The following is a 21940-nucleotide window of genomic DNA, read 5'->3' on the forward strand; positions in this document are numbered from 1 at the left end:
CTGCGCTACATCAATGCAGCAATTCAATCCGATAACCACGCTGCTTCAATTGTCTCAACAGGCCATCTTCTCCAGCCAGATGGCCACTTCCTACCAACACAAACTCAACCGGCTGGTCTTTTAACATCGTTTCTATCTGGGGTATCCAGGCCTCATTCCTATCAGCCAATAAGGTACGATATTGCTCAGGAAAATCCCGACGCATATCCGCCACCATCAAGCGATCCAGATCCACCAGGCTTCCTCGTCGCCAGGCGCCAATCAGCTCATCAATGAAATCTCCAGACTGCTCTAATTCATCCAGCGACATCGCCATAAAGCGCTCTTCATCTCCCTCGCCCATCGCCCCGAGAAAGCTGATTTGCTGATCGGCAGTTTCCATTCCCCCGACTGGCTTCCCGTCCCGAATTGCCCGCGAGTGAAAAAAGTCGTCGATCCCCTGAGCATCAACCCCGATCTGTTTTAGGTTAAGCATCGTCAGAGTAATAATAACGCCGGACGGGCGCAGACCGTTCAATAAGTCACCGGGAAGGCCATACTGTTGCCAGACCTTATCAATTCGTTGATAAAGCACAGGGGACACCCGTTGCCGCAACCCCCCTTTATCAGCATACCTGACCGCTTGCTGCATCCGTTGTTGTACACCCGGATTTTGAAGCTGCGCCAGATCAGTTTCAAAAACAAGTTTATCTGCCTCTGCATAAGCCTGATTAAACTGAGAAGGCAATGGGTAATCACTCTGGCGTAACATATGCACCGTACCGCCAAGATAAAGCGTTTTATCTGCGGAGGTGATCTTCCAAACACTACTGCCTGCATTGGCTGTCGTAGTGATAAATGAAACAATAACCAGCGTAAAGACTCTTAACATCCAAGGTAACAAACTCATCTGACCTCTCCATAGCTTGTAAAAAATCCACTTATGATCACGCGCTGTACTCTCGCAGAACTTCAACAACCTGAACGGTATAAGAGGCATACCATCGCTTTCGCCCCTTATCCTGGGCCTCGCAATGCTCAACGTTTTCTTTCCATTTTCGAATCTGCTCTTTACTATCCCAGTACGAGATCGCAATCTCATTACGCCCTTCAGTTACCGCTGTAAATTCCCGGCACCCGTACTCCTGTATTGCCAGATCCCGCATCCTGGCTGCCATCATGCTGTACTCATCATCCAACTGTGCAATTCTGGCCCGGAAAATTACCGCATACATCACTCACCCCCTGCTCTGATCTTTGTATATCATCTCTCAATGAAGATTAGCCCCGCCTTAACACTGATTAAACACCGGCAGTGATATCACAATATACATATTTATACCTTTGGAGTGACAGTCGTATGCTAACAGAATCTCGCACAACCCTGCCTCAGGGGCGATTATAGGGCACTGTCAAAGAGATAACATGCAGATGTGACGGTCAAGTGATGAGGGTTTATAGCGAAGCAGTCAGGACCGGCTTTCTCACTATAGCACTGGTGAATGAACACTCGCGTCATACCCCTTAATAAGCATCATTCGAAGGACAAACCAAGCCGTAATCCACCCTAAGCAAAGAGCGATCAGGAAACACCGATACGGTTCTGGAGCGACCCGATTGACGGTGCAGAGATGTTACCTGCCACGACTACAGATATTCTGTCACAGCAGTTGATGACAGAAAGGGAAACCACCTGGTTACTGATAGCGTTATAGATCAAGAACACATTTGAGCAAGATTCGGGGGTAATATTGCCATTAGAGGCCTGCTGAATACGACAACTTCCTTGCTCTTGTTACAGCAGCTTCTCAGAAACAGGCACCATCTTATCTCTGGGCGCATAAACAGAAGGAACATGGCACTCCATACATCGCTCCTGCCTCTGACGCGATGGATACAGGTCTGTCGACTGTTTCTGATTTAGCATAAAAAAGTCTAAAGCTTATGAACAATTTCAGACTGCCTCAGCGTCCAGTTCATATGCACCCTCGGTATTATGAACCTCTTTCCCGTTCAGTGGAGGATTGAACACACAGGCCATCTGCATCTCTTCAACGGCACGCAGAATGTGCTTATCATGTTTATCGAGAATATAGAGCGTACCCGGCTTAATCGGATATTTCTTGCCGTCAGCTAAAGTTTCTACCTCACCTTCACCTGATATACAGTAAACAGACTCAAGATGATTCTGGTAATGCATCTGAAAATCAGCATCTTTATAAATAGTAGTAATATGAAAGGAGAAACCCATCTGGTCATCTTTAAGTAGCATCCGGGTACTCTCCCAATTTCCATCAGGGGAAACAATTCGACGATTACTTTGCTCTGCCGATTTTAAATCACGAACGATCATCACTATTCCTTCTTACAATTATTCTCTGCCAGCCTGTAGCATAATCACCGCGCCCTCACGAGTAGCGACAGTGACTGCTTCATCAACCAGACTAAATAAAAACTGTTGCGGTTTAATATGACAGGGCTGAATACGAGACATCAATCGTATCACCCCCGATACAGCGCAGAAGGCATCTGCACTAAAACTTACTATCAGAAAAAGTACAGATTCACCCTTCCTGATATAAATCACCTCCAGCTATGACAAACTCAGCTGGCAAGATCTATCGGATCAAAATACTTCTTCTGCTCCGGAATTGAATCCTCTTTAGCGCACACTTCTTTGATCGCTTCCTCGATGATATCGATACCTTTAGCCAGGTTTTTCATATCGATTACCAGAGGACAAAAAAGCTTCACAACATGATCATCCGCACCACTTGTTTCGATAATCAAACCATTCTTGAACGCTTTCTTAGTGATTTTTCCAGCCAGCTCTCCGTTGACACAATTGATGCCCTGAAACATACCGCGACCACGGGTGGTGAAGTTACCGTCACCGTATTGTTCCACGATCTCTGTAAGCCTATCTGACACATAACGACCTTTAGCCAGAATCTCTTTGCTGAATGCATCATCAGACCAATAATGATCAATCGCTGCCTTGGCAGTCACAAAAGCAAAATTATTACCCCGGAAAGTACCGTTGTGTTCTCCCGGCTTCCACTGATCCAGCTCCGGTTTGAATAGAACAACAGCGAACGGCAGCCCGTATCCGCCTAATGATTTTGAGAGCGTGACGATGTCTGGCTTAATTCCAGCTTCTTCAAAACTAAAATAAGTACCAGTACGACCACAACCCGCCTGAATATCATCAACTATCAGTAACACTTTGTGCTTTTTGCAGACCAGATCCAGGTTCTTCAGCCACTCTATATCAGCAACATTGATACCCCCTTCACCCTGAACCGTTTCCACAATGACAGCGGCTGGCAGGTCGATACCGCTACTGGAATCACTGAGAACTTTATCCAGATAAACCGTTGTATCAATATCATCGCCCAGGTATCCGTCATAAGGCATTCGACTAACACCACTAAGACTGACCCCTGCTGCACCACGGTGATGAGAGTTACCGGTAGCAGCAAGCGCACCCATACTCACACCATGAAATCCATTCGTGAAACTGATGACATTTTCACGTCCGGTAATATTTCGAGCCAGCTTCAACGCAGCCTCTACAGCATTGGTACCGGTAGGCCCTGTAAATTGCATCACATAATTAAGATCCCGGGGCTTAAGGATTTTTTCATTAAAAGCCTCCATAAACTCACCTTTTGCCTTGGTATGCAGATCAAGACCATGAGTGATGCCATCGCTATGGATGTAATCCAGTAGCGTTTCCTTAAAAATTGGATTGTTATGACCGTAATTCAGCGTCCCGGCACCTGCCAGAAAATCAAGGTATTGATTACCATCCTCGTCATACAGAAATTCCCCTTGGGCTTTGTTAAAGATTCGAGGAAACGAACGAGCATAGGATTGAACTTCCGATTCAATCTCTTCAAAGATTTTCATAACAGTACTCTTAATATTAAATTATATTATTTATATAGAAAGGCTAAGTATTAGCGTGCTAAAGGGCCGATTCTGGCAAGCAGTTCTGAATCATGCTCGTCGTTAAAATGAGTTACCCGATCGAACATGACAGAGCGCTCCAGAGGCGCATCAAAATTCTCTGCCAAACGCTTAAACAATGCCCATGAAGCATCGTTAGTTTCAGTAATAGTGGTTTCAAGGTGAGTAACTGAGGCGCTTTCTTTTCGATCCAGTAGCTGCTGAAGCATACGACTACCAAGCCCTTGCCCCCGGGCAGCTGAGCTAACAGCAACTTGCCATATAAATAATGTTTGAGGTTGAGTCGGCTTTAGGTATCCACTGATAAAGCCTAAAACAACGCCTTGCTGCTCAGCGATAATAGAGGTGTCTGAAAAATGACCGCATTGCAGTAAGTTGCAATAGCAGGAATTACTATCTAATTCCGGCGTTTGGGTAATAAGCTGATGTACCGACTGCCCATCTTCATCGATGGGTTTGCGTAAAACTACGCCTGAAGTATTCATTGCATCCCTAATTAATTGTATTACTAAAATTTAGTAGTACTAATATTTAGTAACACTAAGCTTTTCGCCGCTATGAAAACACACTAAAGACCGCTTAACAACCTAGAAACGCTTAACTTTTAAACAGAAGGCATCAAAAATTAGTTTGTAATACTAATCAAAATACATCTCTGCTGAATTGCTCAATAGATTAAAAAAGCAAAAATACGTAGAATGACCTCATAAAATTCAGCGCAGGAAAATCGATGGAAAATAGCCAGAAAGCACTCGTACTACTGCGACAGATCATTCGATCCACCGACATGCAGGACAAAGAAATCAGTCGCAGAACAGGGCTCACACCAGCACAACTAATGGTTATGCAAACACTGCGGGAGAGCTTACAACTGACGACGGGGGAACTGGCTAAAGAGATGGCATTAACGCAGGCCACCGTTACCAGCATTCTGGATCGGCTTGAGAAGAAAGACCTTATTGCCAGACAACGGGGCACAGAAGATAAACGGAAGGTGTGGCTAAGTCTCACTGACGACGGGGTTGAGTTGATGAAAGGCGCACCCACAACTCAACAGGATCTATTTGTACGTCACTTTGAAGATATACAGAACTGGGAACAGTCAATGGTTGTAGCAAGCCTGGAGCGGGTCGCTTTTATGCTCAACGCACAACATCTGGATGCTGCCCCTGTTTTGGATATAGGCCAGCTGGACCGCGCGCAAAATGAGCATTCGAAGAACTAAACGTTTTCTAACGGACCTGTCATTTCATAGCCCCAAGATTAAAAAACGTTGTATCACTGCATAAAAAAAGCGTTATAGGTATTCAACCTATAACGCTTACTCACCAGACCTCAATGTAACAACATCACAACCTGACTTAGTTAGTGACCAGCAAAAGGCCGAATCAGCCGATGCTCACTGATTGATATAACGCTTATGTACCCGACGGGTAATACCGGTAAACAGAGTATAGGGAATGGTTCCACAGTAAGGTGCCACTTCTGCCGCAGGCAAGTTCTTACCCCAAAACTCCACCTCAGTACCAACATCTGCATCCGGCAGTTCGGTCAGATCAATCGTCAGCATATCCATCGATACTCTGCCGATAATCCGCGAACGTTGGCCGTTCACCCATACCGGAGTACCGGTAACCGCATGACGTGGGTACCCATCCGCATAGCCTAAAGCTACCGTGGCAACACGGGTCAGCTTATCGGCACAGAAATGACTCCCATAGCCAACAGACTCACCCGGCTGAACATTGCGTACCGCAATAATTTCGGAGGTAAGCGTCATAGCTGATATCAGTTGATCCGCATTCTCCTGTGATTCAGGAAACGGCGTAGCGCCATAGAGCATAATGCCTGGACGCATCCAGTCACGACGAGAATCAGACCAGGCCAGAACGCCCGCAGAATTTGCCATACTAGCTGGCGCATCTATACCTTCAGCCGCCCGGTTAAAGGTGGCCAATTGCGCTTCTGTTTCACTTTTTTCAAGTTCATCCGCACAGGCAAAGTGTGTCATTAACACCACGTTAGCAACATTATCCAGTTGTTTCAGACGCTCATAGGCTGCCTGATAGTCATCGGGATGAATCCCGAGACGATTCATCCCGGAGTTCATTTTCAACCAAACAGTTATAGGCTTACTCAGGGTAGCGGTAGCGATCTGTTCTATCTGGGGCAGACTGTGAACAGCACACCACATGTCATTATCGCTAATGTACTCAAGCTCATTCGCCTCAAAAAAGCCTTCCAGCAGCAAAACAGGCTTTTTAATTCCCGCTTCTATTAGTTCAACCCCTTCTTCGATACAAGCAACACCAAAAGCATCTGCTTCAGACTCTAATGCTTTAGCGATCACAACCGCGCCATGGCCATAGCCATCAGCCTTGATGATCGCCGCCGCATTCCCTTCTGGATTAAGGGAACGAGCCAATCGATAATTATGACGAATGGCATCCAGATCAACCGTTATTTTTGCTGCACGACTCATTTGATTCTATCCTTCAAACGCTATCCTGATCTTACTTTTAATACTGCCTTCAGACAGCACTCAGTTGTTTTAGCTAACAACCATTACCGCTTCGACTTCAATATCAGCATCCTTTGGCAATGCCTTTACTGCGTATGCAGCACGGGCAGGATAAGGCTGATCAAAATAGCGCGACATCACGTCATTAACCGTGCCAAAGTTAGCCAGATCAGTTAGCAGAATAGTCACCTTAACCAGGTCGTTCATTGAACCACCTGCCGCCTCAGCAACCGCTTTCATATTTTCGAAAACCTGAACGGCCTGAGCCTCAAAAGACTCGGTCACCATCTCCATCGTTGCCGGTACCAAAGGAATCTGACCCGACATATAAACTGTGTTATCTACTTTCACAGCTTGTGAATAGGTGCCGATTGCAGATGGTGCGTTTTCAGTTGCGATAATTGTCTTAGTTGGCATGCTTAAATCCCCAATATAAAATTCTAATATGTGTATAAAAAGCGGGCTTCGCGAATCGCTTAAGTAAGATGCTTAAGCTACCTGAGTGGTTAATCGCCAGATCACCTTTCACCAGCGATAAATCGCTGCAGATTATATCCTGTAAAAAAAAATGAGCACAGGGTCCGGACCGACCTATTTCAGGCGGGCCGGTCCTCCTCCCCGGGCTCATCAAAAACCGTTACGATTTACTTATGGCCGTAACGGGTAACGGAAAGCCCTTCTGGGTCGATATCGGTAGTATTGCCGCTGATCACATCCGCAACAAACTTGCCGGAGCCCAGAGACATCGTCCAACCCAACGTACCGTGACCGGTATTCATATATAAATTTGCATAGCGAGAGCCACCCAGAACCGGCGTACCATCGGGCGTCATTGGACGTAATCCGGTCCAGAACTCAGCTTGTTCGATATCACCACCCCCCGGAAACAGATCCGAAACCGTAAACTCAACATTCTTACGACGCTTTTCCATTAAGGATGTATCGTATGATGTTATCTCAGCAGTACCACCCACCCGGATACGGTCTTCAAAACGGGTGACCGCCACCTTATAGGTTTCATCCATAATCGTAGACACCGGTGCTTTGCTCTCATCAATGATAGGCAGCGTCAGGGAATAACCTTTAATAGGATATACAGGGATAACAACCCCCACATTTGCCAATAGCAAAGTGGAATAACTACCGAGGCACATCAGATAACGATCAGCTGTCAAAGTACCCTGCTTTGTTTTCACCCCAACTATTTGGGTGTCGTCGCTGATCAACCCTTCAATATCAGTATCAAACTTAAACTCGACCCCTAGTTTCTTACACTCTTCTGCCAGAGCATTAGTAAACTTAAAGCAATCACCCGTTTCATCACCTGGCAGGCGTAAACCTCCGACAATTTTATCTCTGACATGCCCCAGAGCAGGTTCACGCTCAACACAGCCCGCTTGATCTAAAACTTCATAATCAACACCGCACTCTTCCAGCACCGAGATATCTTTAGCTGCCGCATCAACCTGCTTCTGCGTACGAAAAACCTGCAGAGTGCCATTGGTACGCGAGTCATAATCAATATCTAACTGAGAACGGAGATCTTTGAAACAATCACGGCTATACTCAGCCAGACGCATCATGCGCGCTTTGTTAGTATGGTATGAAGACTGATTACAGTTGGTCAGCATCTTCGTCATCCACTTAAGCGTATTTGCATTAATCTTGGGATTAACCATCAGTGGTGCCAGGTCCTGCATCATCCACTTCACCGCTTTCAGCGGTACACCAGGGGCTGCCCAGGGAGCAGAATAACCCGGTGAGATTTGACCGGCATTAGCAAAACTGGTCTCCATTGCCGGCGAACTCTGCCGATCGACAACAGTCACCTGGTGGCCCTGCTTAGCCAGATACCAGGCGCTGGTTACGCCGATAACACCGCTACCCAAAATCAAAATATGCATGACAAATACCTATCAATTTTTATAGTTATGACCAACAAATTATTCAGCTAGTCTATTGCATCTTTGACAGATTATTATTTTGTATTTAAACTTATTTCAAAAAAATTACCCTGCATAACAATAGCAATAATAACTTTTACCTCCATTTGGTCTAACGGGCGAAGTAACTCTATGAATACTAAACATAAACGCAAACTTGATAAGATCGACCTGAATATCCTGAAGACGCTCCAGGAAAATGGTCGCATCAGCTATGTAGAACTGGCCGATATCGTTGGACTAAGCACAACCCCTTGTATGGAGCGAGTGAAACGCCTTGAGAAAGATGGCCTTATCCAGGGCTACTATGCACGTATTGACCCGCAAGCGATGGGCTATGGCATGCTGGTATTTGTCGAGATTTCCCTCTCTTACCAGTCACCCGACGCTTTCCAGAAATTCAATCTGGCTGTAGCTTCATTACCCTATGTACTGGAATGCCACTTGGTTTCAGGTGATGCCGACTTCCTCATCAAAGCAAGAATTGCAGACATGTCAGAATATCGGGCACTATTAGGTGAGATGCTATTAACATTGCCTGGAGTTAAAAACTCCAAGAGCTATATAGTGATGGAAGAGGTTAAAGAGTCTCTCAGCCTGCCGATTAACCCGAATCAGCCGAGAAGCTAACTGCTATAGAACCGATACCAGACAAAGCTCCTCACTAGCAGATGCGGTTCAACCTCAGCCAGGCTGGCGGCCAATCTCTATTAGCCAGTCATGAACCGCCTTTATGCGAGGATTATTCAACGCGCCCTCAGGATAAATAATATAGTAACTACAGCGACACTTTTGCTTTTCATAAGGCGCGATTAGCCGCCCCCTGATAATTTCTTCAGTGATAAGCGACTCACGCGCAATCGCGGCGCCAAGCCCGGATACGGCAGCCTTGATTGCCATATCACCTCGATTAAAATAGTGACCCCGGCTGGTATCAACCGTTTGCATGTCACTCACATCCAGCCAGTAACGCCATTCAGAGTCCGGGTCGGCATCCACCCAGGGGGTCGTATCATGTAATAATGGTACACGGTTCAGTGCTCCTGAATCCGTCCAATCGATATCACTAAAATACTCCGGGCTCACGACAGGAAAAAGATACTCATCCATCATGAGCGTATGGCTCAGACCAGGATAATCACCCACGCCATAATCTATCGCTATATCAAAATCACGGCTTTTAAGGTCAAGCAAACTACCGTCAGCGAAAGTTTCGATGCGTATATCCGGGAATCGTTTCTGAAAACCGCCGAGCCTTGGTATAAGCCACTTAAAGACAAATGACGGTATTGAACGAAGCCTGACATTCCCTTCAAGATCAAATCGTTTTATTCGCCCAATACAACTATTCAGGCTCAGCAGCGCCGGCCGGACCGTCTCATAGAACTGCCCCCCCTGAGGGGTCAATTCAACCTGACGTGTTTTACGGGTAAACAGCGTCACACCTAACTGCTGCTCCAGATTTTTAATTTGCTGACTCACAGCACCCGGAGTAATTGAGAGCTCACTGGCGGCCTGACTAAAACTATGCAACCGGGCGGCAGCCTCAAAAGTTTTCATCGCCGCTAGAATCTGGCTATTAAGGTGCATAAAAAAGCTCGTTTTATGATTTAGTCAAACTAAACCATACTATAGAAATGATGGTTTGTTTAGCCCGCTTAAAACAAACAGAATATTTCCCACTGCACCATAAAAAAAACACTACAATCGCAGAACACATTTATGCCGCACAGCGTTGATAAAGCCACAAAAGAAGCTATCGCCCAGGGTGAGCCATTATTATGGTTAAATCCAAATTATCAGGCCGATGCAAACCTCTGCCACAACAATCTCAGCCTTATGGCGATAGAGCAAGCGGATCAGCGTCTGCGGCGTTTTGCCCCACTTCTCAAACAACTGTTTCCAGAACTATCGTCCAGTGAAGGACTTATCGAATCACAGCTCATCTCAGCGACAAAACTGCAGCAACAGCACTACCCTCAACTGCAAGGTAAATTGATGATCAAAGGTGATCATGCTCTGCCTGTTGCCGGATCTGTCAAAGCCCGGGGTGGTATTCATGAAGTGCTCTGCCATGCAGAGCAGCTCGCCCTGGAACACAACCTCATAAGCGCTATAGATGATGACTATCGAATACTTGCCAGCTCTTCAGCAAAAGCGTTATTTAGCAATCACGAGATAGCCGTCAGTAGTACCGGTAACCTGGGACTGAGTATCGGTGTTATCAGTGCCGCTCTTGGCTTTAACGTCGTCGTCCATATGTCGATGGAAGCGAAGGAGTGGAAAAAGGAACGTCTGCGTAAGCGCGGAGTAACTGTTGTCGAACACAGCGATGATTACAGTGCAGCGGTTACGGCTGGCCGAGCAGCTTCAGAAGCGGACCCAAACAGCTACTTCGTCGATGATGAAAACTCACCACGACTGTTTCTTGGCTATGCTGTTGCAGCACTACGCTTACAAAAACAGCTTATTGAACAACAGATCCAGGTCGATGCTGAACACCCATTGTTTGTCTATATACCTTGTGGTGTGGGTGGTGCCCCCGGCGGTATCAACTACGGACTAAAACAGGTTTTCGGCCCACATGTGCACTGCTTTTTTGCCGAACCTGTCGAAGCACCCTGCGTTTTGGTCGGTATGTTATCCGAGGATAAAACTCAACCGGATTCGGTCTATCAGGCAGGACTCAAGGTCGCCACTGAAGCCGATGGTCTGGCTGTCAGTATGGCATCCGGGTGGGTCTGTTCAGTCATTGACAATATTCTCAGCGGTGTCTTCACCCAGACTGATACAGCACTGTTCAGACAACTGTACCAACTCTACGAAACAGAAAATATCGAGATCGAACCTTCAGCAGCAGCAGGCTTTTCAGGGCCTGAGTGGCTCACCGAAAGCTCGCAGGGAAAGGCATATATACAACAGCAACAGCTGGAACCTCTTATGCACAACGCAACTCATCTGGTCTGGACGACTGGCGGCCTGTTTGTACCCGATAGTGAGATGAAAATATTCCAACAGCGCGGAGCTCAAACCTCTGTGCAGTAACCCTATCCCTTTCGGCCGTACATATGTCTGGTCGGAGTGATGCATTAACCTGACGAGAGAATCAGGTTAATGCGTTTAGATGTAGGCAACACACACGCCTGCTTCAAACGTCCACGTGAGTGGAGATGTTCCTTACCGGATTATCAGGCCACAAGCCCGCCGGAAGGAAAAATACAATAATTAAGGAGTTCATATGGAAGCTATCACGTCTGTAATCGGCGCGATTAACAGCATCGTCTGGGGACCGATGATGCTGGTATTAATCCTGGGAGTTGGTTTGTTTCTGATGTTGGGTCTGAAACTGATGCCTATTCTCAAGCTGGGAACCGGTTTTAAACTTTTGTGGAGCGGCCGCTCCGCAGATGGCGAAGCGCTTAAAGAGGGTGAAATTCCACCTTACCAGGCACTGATGACTGCCCTTTCTGCAACGGTAGGTACCGGTAATATAGCCGGTGTGGCAACCGCCGTCTTTCTTGGCGGACCCGGTGCGCTTTTCTGGATGTGGTGCACCGCACTGGTCGGCATGGCAACCAAATACGCAGAAGCGGTTCTGGCTGTTAAATACCGTGAAGTTGATGAAGCAGGCAATCATGTCGGCGGCCCGATGTACTACATCAAGAATGGTCTGGGCGCTAAATGGACCTGGCTGGGAACAGCCTTTGCTGGTTTTGGCGCGATTGCAGCTTTCGGTATTGGTAACACAGTACAGTCAAACTCCGTAGCCGACGTTATACAATCCAATTTCGGCCTGAATGTATGGATCACCGGTGTCATCCTGATGGTACTCGTAGGCGCCGTTCTGATTGGCGGCATCAAGCGTATCGGTAGCGTTGCCGGTGCTCTGGTGCCGTTAATGGCGATTGCTTACCTGGTTGCCGGTCTGGTTGTACTGGCCATAAATGCTGATGCAATTCCTGCAGCACTGGACATGATCTTCAGCTATGCATTCACTGAAACTGCTGCAGAAGGTGGCTTTGCCGGTGCAGCAGTATGGATGGCCATTCGCTTTGGTGTTGCCCGGGGTATTTTCTCCAATGAAGCGGGTCTGGGCTCTGCCCCTATCGCCCACGCTGCAGCACAGACCAACAGCCCGGTACGTCAGGGTATGGTGGCAATGCTCGGCACCTTTATCGATACCCTGATCATCTGTTCCATTACCGGTCTGGTCATCATCACTTCAGGCGAGTGGACTTCGGGGGTTTCCGGCGCAGCACTAACATCAGCAGCCTTCTCACACTCTCTGCCGGGTGTTGGTAACTATCTGGTTGCCATTGCACTGGCTGTCTTCGCCTTCACCACCATTATCGGCTGGTCGTTCTACGGCGAGCGCTGTGTTGAATTTCTGTTTGGACTCAAAGCGATCACACCCTACCGCATACTGTGGATCATTGCCGTACCTGTTGGCGCCGGATTAAGCCTTGATTTCATCTGGCTACTGGCAGACACGCTGAATGCGATGATGGCGATTCCAAACCTTATCGCACTGGCTCTGCTCAGCCCAGTGGTATTCAAACTAACCCGGGAATACTTTGCTAACGACAAGTAATTACACCGGTTATGAATAAGGAGGCTTCGGCCTCCTTTTTTATTATTACCTCTAAAACCGCTAACACCCTACATGTAACAATCCCCAGCGCTTTAACAACCTTTCCATTTTGAAATAACATCCTTTTTCAAACTCTCTATAAATTCAGACTACACTTAACGCAAGACCTTACAGAGGGAGTGTGGATGACTGAACAGCACTGGATATTAGTGAGGGGACTGTGCCGGGAAAGCCGCCACTGGGGGCCGTTTGCAACCAAAATGCAAAAGCAACTTCCGAATACTCGCGTCAGCTGCATTGACCTCCCAGGTAACGGCAAGCTTTACAAGCGCCCGACACCAACTTCAATTTCTGAACTCATTAACGAGCTACACCGACGTCATCGCCCTGAGCAACCGGTCTACCTGCTGGGGTTATCGCTGGGGGGGATTATTGCTTACCACTGGATGCAAGAGTATCCCGATGACCTTCAGGGCATTGTGATGATCAACAGCAGTCTCGCGCCCTGGAACAGCCCACACTTACGCTTGCAGCCCGGCGCCATGCCAAAACTAATCAAAGCAATGCTGAGCAGCGGCTATCAACGCGAGAAGACCATCTTCGATCTGACCTGTTCTGAAATACACCACCGGGAAGAAACGCTCTCTTTCTGGCAAATGTACCAACTGGAATACCCGGTTAGTTTTGACAACTTCCGGCGCCAGTTACAGTTAGCCATTAACTGTAGTGGGCAGCCTTATCCGCCACGAAAACCACTGCTGCTAGTCAGTGGCGCAAAAGACCAACTCGTTAATCCTCGCTGCTCTGAACAACTGGCAGACGCCTGGCACATGCCGCATATTCAACATGCAGAGGCCGCCCACGACCTACCCCATGACCAGCCTGATTGGCTGATTCAACAGATAAGTCAGTGGTTAAAGGAGTAAACCAACTTATTCAAGCGCTTCAATATGCTGAGTCAGTAGCTCCATAAACAGATCCCGGGGTTTATTCAGAGGGCCTGAGCGACGACTGATAGCCGCTACCTGCAAATTATAAAATCGTGACTCGGGGAGTAACGCCCGCATCCGTCCTCTATCGACCCATTGCTGAGCAAATTTTTCCGCCATAAAACCAACATATACCCCCGATAAAATCATCGTCGCCCGGGTTTCATAATAATATGCTTCCGCTGCCTTATTCATTTCCGCCAGCTGTGTACTGGATTCAGAACTTGTCTGTACCCCTGCATGAACCAGCTTGCATTGCTTCAGAGCCTCATTGATAAGCTGTTCATCCTGCTCATGAAAAAGCGGATGCCTATCGCCGCAGTACAGCAACGACTTGTCTTTATACATTTGCAGGAAGTCCAGCCCTTCAATATCCCGATGATGAGGGATAAAGCCTACATCTGCATCGCCATTAATTACCCGCCTCTCAATCTCACCCAAAGGCGCCGTATCAAAACTAATGTAGACATCGGGAGCCAGGGCCGCGAATTCAGCCAGCACTTCATCCAGTCCACAGCGCTCATCCAGACTAATGGTATCCGACGTCAGAATCCGCACCTCACCGGTCATTTGCTGATGCAGCGCATTCACGGTAGAACGAAACTCAGCCAGCCGGGAAAACAACTGTCGGGTGGCATTGTAGATGGTCAGCCCCTCCTCGGTCAGGGAAAATCCAGACCGTCCCCGCTGACAGAGCTTAAGCTTCAGCCGCGCCTCCAGGTTAGACATATGCACTGAAATTGTTGAGCGACTAATATTAAGCTCAACCTCTGCCGCCGAGAACCCTCCGCATTCGACAACCGTTTTAAATACCCGCAGCAGACGAATCTCATAGTCACCCACCTTACCCATACTTTGCAGCGATTTACTGACCATCTCACAACCTTGCCAATAGTTTTATAAACATCAAAGTAAGCATTCAATGTTTGTTATTTATAAGACTTTAACACTGACGCTAATATGACGCTATAAGGCCACTTACTTAAAAGTAAAAGTTCTTTGCTGACCTGACTGCACAGCTGGCCATTACTAACAACTTAAACAAGGTTTTCTTATGAGCACAAACACCAATATGGATGCGTTTTGGATGCCATTTACGGCTAACCGGGACTTTAAAAGCGATCCACGTATCATCGAGCGCGCCGAAGGTGTTATGTACTACACCAATGAAGGCCAGGAAATTCTAGACGCCACAGCAGGCCTTTGGTGTGTCAATGCTGGTCACGGACGCAGCGAAATTGCAGATGCTGTTAGCAAGCAGTTACTCGAGCTGGATTACGCATCACCTTTTAACTTTGGTCATGATATCGGCTTTGAATTTGCCAACCGGTTGATCAAACACACGCCGGCACAGCTGAATAAAGTATTTTTCACTAACTCCGGCTCCGAAGCTGTCGAGTCAGCTCTGAAAATCGCTCTGCAATACCAGAAGTCACGTGGTAAAGCGGGCAAAACAAAATTCCTGGGCCGGGAACTGGCCTACCATGGCGTTAACTTCGGCGGCATCTCTGTTGGTGGCCTGACACCAAACCGGGTCGGCTTTGGCCCGCTGTTGCCGGTTGATCACCTGCCCCATACCCTGGATATCGCTAACAATGCCTTCAGCAAAGGTCTGCCTGAACAGGGAATTGATAAAGCTGAAGCCTTAGAGCAACTGATTCACTTCCACGGCGCAGACACCATTGCTGCCGTTATCATTGAGCCAATGAGTGGCGCTGGCGGTGTCATCATGCCACCCCAGGGTTACCTGAAGCGGATGCGTGAGATCTGTGATCAGCACGATATTCTGCTAATTTTTGATGAAGTTATTACTGGCTGGGGTCGTCTGGGTGCTGCCTTTGCTTCAGAAGAGTTTGACGTAGTTCCCGATATGATCACCTCTGCTAAAGGTATCACTAACGGTGTAATTCCACTGGGTGCGGTCTTCGTTAAAGACGAAATCCATGACCAGATTGTAAACAACGTGGCTGTTGGCGGTATCGAGTTCTACCACGGTTACACCTATTCAGCTCACCCTGTTGCCTGCGCTGCAGGTCTGGCAACTCTGGATATTTACGAGCGGGAAGGCCTGTTAACCCGCGCAGCTGGCGACATCGGCACTCACTTCGAGAAAGAGCTTCACAACTTAAAAGACGCGCCTAAAGTAATCGACGTCCGTAACTACGGTCTGGTCGGCGCGATTCAGTTTGATCCATCAGTCGCCGCTAACGGCCCAATCGGTCTGGACTTCCAGAAAGGCTGTTACAAGCGTGGTGTTATGGTGCGTACGATGGGCAACATCGTTGCCTTCTCGCCACCGCTCACCATCGAAGCGAATCACATTGATCGCCTGGTGAACGTACTGCGCGAAACCGCTGAAGATATGTTCGGCTAAACCGCTTTTATTGCCTGCAGAAACCGGGTGCCCGCCCCCAGCGGCCCCGGCCTTTTTATACGGACCTTTAAACATATTTTAAGGTCCGTTTTTTTATGCCCGTAGAAACGAAATAGCACTTCCGTCTTGCCAGCCCATACAAGAACCCGGTATCGATCTGACAAGCACATTCGCTAAATTGAGGGGTTCGCGCTGATTATTTCGCACACTTCATCGGATATATTACGAAAGCGATGGGGCCGGTTGCTGTTGAAATAATACCCATCTCCTGCCTTCAGGTGATAAACCTGAAAGCCAACAGTCAGCTCAATCTCACCACATACCACAACCCCGCCCTCTTCACCCGGATGCTGTAACATCTCCGATCCGGTTTCAGCGCCTGGCTCATAACGTTCTTTCAGCAGATCCATCGAACGCCCTTTAGTGCGAGCGCCAATCAACTTAAGACTGAGGTTATTTGAACCAATATCCGGCATCTCTTCATGCCTGTAGACCACACTCTCAGGCTCAGCACCTTCATCAATATCCATTGTGAAAAAATCACCAATAGAGATGGGAATGCCTGATAACACTTTTTTCAGCGAGCTAACCGAAGGGCTTACACCATTTTTCTCAATCATAGAGATCGTACTATTGGTCACCCCAACACGCTTAGCCAGCTCCCGTTGCGACAGCCCTTTCATCTTGCGAATCAATTTTAACCGCTCACCAACGTCCATATTCTCCACAGTATTACCGTCGCCTGTTGTTCAGTTATTATGATTTTCATATGCATCAATACAGCACAGAGTGTGCAAAATATTTTATAGAAAGAACAAAGGAAGGGAAAGAGAGGCTCGTTGCTCAGAATTATCAGCCCCTGCACAATCAACACAATCAACACAATCGTTTTTATTGGAGCCCCTTATAGGAGCGATAATCTAGTAAGAGCGTTTTAACCACAGAGCACGAAGAACACAGAGAAGAGCTTTTCTAAGTGGGTTACTCGGTACTCTCTGTGGTTAATTGTTTTGGCAGTATCTCGCCGCAGGTCTCGACACTTACCCTGTAGAGAGGCGTGCCCTCACGCCGATAGGACCATCAACCTGCAGCTGACTAAATGAATAGCCGAGAGAGTACAGCACCTATAGCCCTGCACTTAATAGAGCGATTTCCAGACGCGAATAAAGCTCGCCTGATACTGCTCGCGGCTGGAAGCAGCTCCTACCTAGATCAAGCAAGCTCTTCCGAGCAACGAAGAACGGCCCTTATACGTTCGAGCCACGAACGACGGCTCTTAAGCTACGAACAAAAAAAACGCATCTATATAGATGCGTTTTTAGACTCAATTAGCGGCGCTATTTTATAAGCCACCCACCAACGTATATTTAATCTCAAGATAGTCGTCCATACCGTACTTCGACCCTTCACGCCCGGTACCGGATTCTTTCACACCACCGAAAGGCGCTACTTCAGTCGACAGGATACCGTCATTCACTGCTACCATGCCGTATTCAAGCGCTTCAGAAACACGGAATACACGCGCATAATCACGGGTAAAGAAGTACGCTGCCAGGCCAAATTCAGTATCGTTGGCAATCTGAACCGCTTCCTCTTCAGTTTCAAAGCGGAACAGCGGCGCAACAGGCCCGAAAATTTCTTCCCGCGCCAGACGCATATCATTGGTAATATCAGCAACGATAGTTGGCTCAAAGAAGTTTCCACCCAGCTCGTGAGGCTTACCACCAGCAATAACACGGGCACCTTTGGCAACCGCATCGTCAACCATCATAGCGACCTTATCCAGCGCAGCCCGGTTGATTAACGGCCCTTGCTGGAACTCGCCTTCCGAGCAATTACCGACTTCCAACTTAGCCACTTCAGCCGCATAACGCTGAGCAAACTCTTCGTAAATACCACTTTGAATCAGCAGACGATTAGCGCAGACACAGGTCTGACCTGAGTTACGATACTTAGAGGCTATTGCCGCCGGGATCGCTTTATCCAGATCCGCATCATCAAAGATGATCAATGGTGCGTTACCACCCAGCTCCATTGACGTCTTCTTGACCGTATCCGCACACTGACGCATCAACTGTTTACCTACCGGCGTAGAACCCGTAAAAGAGAGTTTGCGAACAATTGGGCTATCGGTCAGCGTCTTACCCACTTCAATAGGACGCTTCGTCGTTACCACACTAATAACGCCAGCAGGAATACCCGCGCGATCAGCCAGTTCCATCAACGCCAAAGCAGATAGCGGCGTATCTTCGGCAGGTTTAATAATCATCGTGCAACCCACCGCCAGCGCCGGAGCACACTTGCGGGTGATCATCGCATTAGGAAAGTTCCAGGGCGTAATTGCCGCGGTCACACCAATAGGCTCTTTAGTAACAATAATACGCTTATCTACTGCATGAGACGGGATAACATCACCGTAGGCACGCTTACCTTCCTCAGCATACCATTCGATAAATGATGCGCCATAAACGACCTCACCTGCAGACTCAGCTATAGGTTTGCCCTGCTCAGCCGTCATAAGAATAGCCAGGTCATCTTTATTGGCAACAATCAGTTCAAACCACTTACGCAGCAGTACTGAACGTTCTTTCGCCGTTTTCTTCTTCCAGCTTTTGAAAGCCACTTCAGCTGCAGCGATTGCGGCTTCAGTCTCTTCCACTCCCAGATCAGGCACCGTGGCAATTTGTTCGCCTGTTGCCGGATTTAATACCGGATTTGTTTCGCCGTTCAGTGCATCAATCCACTGACCATTCACATAGGCTTGTTGCTTTAACAGGGAGGGATCTTTCAGGGTAATCATGTACGACTCCAAAAACAGCATTGCCGCCACTTTCGTTGATAGTGACGGCAACTATTCAGTAGATCTATCTAGTAGAAATTTTAAGTAGAACTTTTAAGTAGAACTTACAAGTAGGGCTATAAGTTATCAGGACCGGTTCAGCATAACAAAGGTTGTTCCCCTTCAGGCAACAACCTTGTCTGTTTTAAGCTGAGCAATCTCTTCACCACTCAACCCTAATGCTGACAGTACGCCATCGGTATGCTGCCCCAGAAGTGGTGGCGCAGACTTATATTCGATCGGTGTTTCTGAAAACTTCACAGGGTTAGCCACCGAAGGAACAGTTCCCGCCTTCGGGTGCGGCAGATCAAGCCGCATCTTACGATGCTTCACTTGCTGATCGTCAAAAACTTTATCAATCGTATTGATCGGCCCGCAGGGCACTCCACGTTCTGATAAGTTTTCTAACCACCAGTCACTACTTTGCCCTTTCATCAACTCAGCCACCAGCGGCGTCAGGTCGTCACGATTTTCAACCCGCAATGAATTGGTTGCAAACGCAGGGTTTTCAGCCAATTCAGGCGCGCCAGCAAGCGCACAGAATTTGGCAAACTGCCCATCATTGCCCACAGCCAGAATGATGTGACCATCAGCGGTAGGAAAGGCTTCATAAGGAACGATATTTGGATGAGCGTTGCCCAGACGTGCCGGAGGCTTACCACCCACCAGAAAGTTCATCGCCTGATTGGCGAGGGTTGCCACCTGAACATCCAGCAGTGCCATATCAATATGCTGACCTACACCGCTCTCGTTACGATGTAACAGAGCCGCCTGGATCGCATTACAGGCATACAGCCCGGTCATCACATCCGCCAGTGCAACACCCACTTTCATAGGCTGACCATCCGGGTCACCGGTCACACTCATCAAGCCACCCATCGCCTGAATCATAAAGTCGTAGCCAGCACGTTCCGCGTAGGGACCATCCTGACCAAATCCGGTGACTGAACAGTAGACCAGTCCCGGATTAACCTTTTTCAGACTGGCATAATCGAGGTCGTATTTTTTCAGACCACCGACTTTATAGTTTTCAATGACGACATCAACCTCGGCCGCAAGGCGTTTAATCAACGCCTGACCGGCCTCCGTCGTCATATCAATGGCGATCGATTGCTTACCCCGGTTTGCGGACTGAAAATACGCCGCATCGCTAGGGTTGCCCTCTTCGTCTTTAACGAAGGGAGGCCCCCAGCCACGGGTATCATCACCACAACCGGGGCGCTCTACCTTAATCACCTCAGCACCGAAATCAGCCAGCATCTGGCCGGCCCAGGGGCCCGCCAGAATACGACTCAGATCCAGTACTTTGATGTGAGACAGGGCCCCCATTAGAAGAACGCCTGGATACCAGTCATGGCACGACCCAGAATCAGGGCGTGGATATCGTGAGTTCCTTCGTAGGTATTAACCGCTTCCAGGTTCATCACGTGACGGATAACACCGAATTCATCAGAAATACCGTTACCACCGTGCATATCACGAGCAACACGGGCAATATCCAGAGACTTACCACAGTTGTTACGCTTCATCAGAGAGATCAGCTCAACCGGGCAACGATTATCATCCATTAGACGACCCATCTGCAGACATCCCTGCAAACCCAGAGAAATCTCAGTCTGCATATCTGCCAGCTTCTTCTGGATCAGCTGGTTAGCTGCCAGAGGACGCTGGAACTGGATACGATCCAGAGTGTACTGACGAGCAGAGGTCCAGCAGTATTCAGCAGCACCTAATGCGCCCCAGGCGATACCGTAACGTGCCTTGTTCAAACAACCGAACGGGCCCGCCAGGCCTTCAACACCTGGCAGCAAGTTTTCGTCAGGAACAAAAACATCTTCCATAACGATCTCACCGGTTACCGAAGCACGCAGAGAGAACTTACCTTCAATTTTTGGTGCGCTCAGGCCTTTCATTCCTTTTTCCAGAACAAAGCCACGTACGACACCGTCAAGTTTCGCCCAAACAACAAAGACATCAGCTACCGGTGAATTGGTAATCCACATCTTCGCGCCTTTAACGATGTAACCACCGTCAACTTTGGTCGCGCGAGTTTTCATGTTATTTGGATCAGAGCCAACATCTGGCTCAGTCAGACCGAAACAACCGATCCACTCGCCACTTGCCAGTTTTGGCAGGTACTTCATTCGCTGCTCTTCACTGCCGTAAGCATAAATCGGGTGCATAACCAGAGAAGACTGCACAGACATTGCTGAACGATAACCACTGTCTACACGCTCAACCTCACGGGCAACCAGACCGTAACAAACGTAATTAACTTCAGAGCCACCGTACTGCTCTGGCAGAGTAGAACCCAGCAGACCCAGTTCACCCAGCTCCTGCATAATCTCTGTGTGGAAAACTTCGTGACGGTTTGCTTCAGTGACCCGCGGCAACAACTGACCCTGACAATATTCGTGAGCGGCATCACGTACCATCCGCTCCTCTTCTGTCAGTTGAGTTTCAAGGGAGAAAGGATCTTCCCAGTTAAATGCAGGCTTACTAGAAGATTTGCTCATGTAACAGGCCTCTTGCTTTTCAGACTCTATGCAATGACTACCCAAAAGTAGTGATCTCTCAGCCACGATGACTAAGATCTGAGTCGCATATTGTTCATTATTTTTTACAAAACTAAGTGTCCAGTAACGTTAAAACTGGCCCAATTTCGTCCTAGGCAGATAATAAACGCCCGCTTGAGTATTCGTATATGCCCCTTCGGGGGGAGTTCACACAAC

The 21940-nt window shown here is 48.0% G+C and carries 21 protein-coding genes; 6 read left to right on the top strand and 15 right to left on the bottom strand.

Features of this window, described 5'->3' with window-relative positions; all coding sequences use genetic code 11:
* Positions 1 to 10: 10 nt before the first annotated feature.
* From AMJAP_RS11965 to ectA, 6 genes are all read right to left on the bottom strand, one after another.
* Positions 11 to 889, bottom strand: a complete 879-nt coding sequence (locus AMJAP_RS11965) for a TraB/GumN family protein (protein WP_019620322.1) — start codon at positions 887 to 889, stop codon at positions 11 to 13.
* A gap of 37 nt (positions 890 to 926) precedes the next feature.
* Complete coding sequence (locus AMJAP_RS11970) at positions 927 to 1214, bottom strand: antibiotic biosynthesis monooxygenase family protein (protein WP_019620321.1); 288 nt, start codon at positions 1212 to 1214, stop codon at positions 927 to 929.
* Between the two features lie 719 nt (positions 1215 to 1933).
* Entirely contained in the window at positions 1934 to 2332 is a 399-nt protein-coding gene (locus AMJAP_RS11975) for an ectoine synthase (protein ID WP_019620320.1), read from the bottom strand.
* 18 nt (positions 2333 to 2350) lie between these two features.
* Positions 2351 to 2473, bottom strand: coding sequence for a hypothetical protein (locus AMJAP_RS17790; protein WP_261872435.1), 123 nt, complete (start codon positions 2471 to 2473; stop codon positions 2351 to 2353).
* 110 nt (positions 2474 to 2583) lie between these two features.
* Positions 2584 to 3891 (bottom strand): diaminobutyrate--2-oxoglutarate transaminase, encoded by a 1308-nt coding sequence (gene ectB / locus AMJAP_RS11980; RefSeq protein ID WP_019620318.1) that lies wholly within the window; start codon positions 3889 to 3891, stop codon positions 2584 to 2586.
* A 50-nt stretch (positions 3892 to 3941) separates the two neighbouring features.
* The gene (gene ectA / locus AMJAP_RS11985; RefSeq protein ID WP_019620317.1) at positions 3942 to 4436 is read right to left on the bottom strand and encodes a diaminobutyrate acetyltransferase; all 495 of its coding nucleotides are present in this window, start codon (positions 4434 to 4436) and stop codon (positions 3942 to 3944) included.
* Positions 4437 to 4681: 245 nt separating this feature from the next.
* Between ectA and AMJAP_RS11990 the strand changes: the two genes are divergently transcribed.
* Positions 4682 to 5176 (top strand): MarR family winged helix-turn-helix transcriptional regulator, encoded by a 495-nt coding sequence (locus AMJAP_RS11990; RefSeq protein ID WP_019620316.1) that lies wholly within the window; start codon positions 4682 to 4684, stop codon positions 5174 to 5176.
* A 174-nt stretch (positions 5177 to 5350) separates the two neighbouring features.
* Here the strand turns inward: AMJAP_RS11990 and alr are convergent, their stop codons facing one another.
* The 3 genes from alr to AMJAP_RS12005 all read right to left on the bottom strand — a co-directional run bounded on the left by alr (position 5351) and on the right by AMJAP_RS12005 (position 8376).
* Positions 5351 to 6433 carry an alanine racemase gene (gene alr, locus AMJAP_RS11995; protein WP_019620315.1) on the bottom strand — a complete coding sequence of 361 codons (1083 nt, stop codon included), beginning with the start codon at positions 6431 to 6433 and terminating at the stop codon, positions 5351 to 5353.
* A gap of 69 nt (positions 6434 to 6502) precedes the next feature.
* Positions 6503 to 6889, bottom strand: coding sequence for a RidA family protein (locus tag AMJAP_RS12000; protein ID WP_019620314.1), 387 nt, complete (start codon positions 6887 to 6889; stop codon positions 6503 to 6505).
* A 227-nt stretch (positions 6890 to 7116) separates the two neighbouring features.
* Positions 7117 to 8376 (bottom strand): D-amino acid dehydrogenase, encoded by a 1260-nt coding sequence (locus AMJAP_RS12005; protein ID WP_019620313.1) that lies wholly within the window; start codon positions 8374 to 8376, stop codon positions 7117 to 7119.
* Positions 8377 to 8547: 171 nt separating this feature from the next.
* Here AMJAP_RS12005 and AMJAP_RS12010 point away from each other — a divergent pair, with 171 nt between their 5' ends.
* On the top strand, positions 8548 to 9045 hold the full coding sequence (locus tag AMJAP_RS12010; protein WP_019620312.1) for an Lrp/AsnC ligand binding domain-containing protein: 498 nt from the start codon (positions 8548 to 8550) through the stop codon (positions 9043 to 9045).
* A gap of 54 nt (positions 9046 to 9099) precedes the next feature.
* Here AMJAP_RS12010 and AMJAP_RS12015 read toward each other — a convergent pair whose 3' ends face one another.
* Positions 9100 to 9975, bottom strand: a complete 876-nt coding sequence (locus AMJAP_RS12015; RefSeq protein ID WP_236588722.1) for a LysR substrate-binding domain-containing protein — start codon at positions 9973 to 9975, stop codon at positions 9100 to 9102.
* Positions 9976 to 10137: 162 nt separating this feature from the next.
* On the opposite strand from AMJAP_RS12015, the gene AMJAP_RS12020 reads away from it, so the two are divergent.
* The 3 genes from AMJAP_RS12020 (at position 10138) to AMJAP_RS12030 (ending at position 13932) form a co-directional block, all read left to right on the top strand.
* On the top strand, positions 10138 to 11460 hold the full coding sequence (locus AMJAP_RS12020; RefSeq protein ID WP_019620310.1) for a D-serine ammonia-lyase: 1323 nt from the start codon (positions 10138 to 10140) through the stop codon (positions 11458 to 11460).
* Between the two features lie 193 nt (positions 11461 to 11653).
* Positions 11654 to 13006, top strand: coding sequence for an alanine/glycine:cation symporter family protein (locus AMJAP_RS12025; protein ID WP_019620309.1), 1353 nt, complete (start codon positions 11654 to 11656; stop codon positions 13004 to 13006).
* A 185-nt stretch (positions 13007 to 13191) separates the two neighbouring features.
* Entirely contained in the window at positions 13192 to 13932 is a 741-nt protein-coding gene (locus AMJAP_RS12030; protein WP_019620308.1) for an alpha/beta fold hydrolase, read from the top strand.
* Between the two features lie 6 nt (positions 13933 to 13938).
* Here the strand turns inward: AMJAP_RS12030 and AMJAP_RS12035 are convergent, their stop codons facing one another.
* Complete coding sequence (locus tag AMJAP_RS12035; RefSeq protein WP_019620307.1) at positions 13939 to 14871, bottom strand: LysR family transcriptional regulator; 933 nt, start codon at positions 14869 to 14871, stop codon at positions 13939 to 13941.
* 178 nt (positions 14872 to 15049) lie between these two features.
* On the opposite strand from AMJAP_RS12035, the gene aptA reads away from it, so the two are divergent.
* Entirely contained in the window at positions 15050 to 16369 is a 1320-nt protein-coding gene (aptA, locus tag AMJAP_RS12040; RefSeq protein WP_019620306.1) for an omega-aminotransferase AptA, read from the top strand.
* A 173-nt stretch (positions 16370 to 16542) separates the two neighbouring features.
* Here aptA and AMJAP_RS12045 read toward each other — a convergent pair whose 3' ends face one another.
* The 4 genes from AMJAP_RS12045 to AMJAP_RS12060 all read right to left on the bottom strand — a co-directional run bounded on the left by AMJAP_RS12045 (position 16543) and on the right by AMJAP_RS12060 (position 21724).
* Positions 16543 to 17088: a cupin domain-containing protein gene (locus AMJAP_RS12045; protein ID WP_019620305.1), complete on the bottom strand. Its 546-nt coding sequence runs from the start codon at positions 17086 to 17088 to the stop codon at positions 16543 to 16545.
* A 623-nt stretch (positions 17089 to 17711) separates the two neighbouring features.
* Complete coding sequence (locus AMJAP_RS12050) at positions 17712 to 19169, bottom strand: NAD-dependent succinate-semialdehyde dehydrogenase (RefSeq protein WP_019620304.1); 1458 nt, start codon at positions 19167 to 19169, stop codon at positions 17712 to 17714.
* A gap of 162 nt (positions 19170 to 19331) precedes the next feature.
* A complete protein-coding gene (locus AMJAP_RS12055) occupies positions 19332 to 20537 on the bottom strand; it encodes a CaiB/BaiF CoA transferase family protein (protein ID WP_019620303.1) in 1206 nt (401 codons plus the stop codon).
* Entirely contained in the window at positions 20537 to 21724 is a 1188-nt protein-coding gene (locus AMJAP_RS12060) for an acyl-CoA dehydrogenase (RefSeq protein ID WP_019620302.1), read from the bottom strand. Before AMJAP_RS12060 ends, AMJAP_RS12055 begins: the two co-directional genes overlap by 1 nt.
* Between the last annotated feature and the right edge of the window lie 216 nt (positions 21725 to 21940).

The sequence above is a fragment of the Amphritea japonica ATCC BAA-1530 genome (assembly GCF_016592435.1).
In the GTDB taxonomy this organism is placed as follows: domain Bacteria; phylum Pseudomonadota; class Gammaproteobacteria; order Pseudomonadales; family Balneatricaceae; genus Amphritea; species Amphritea japonica.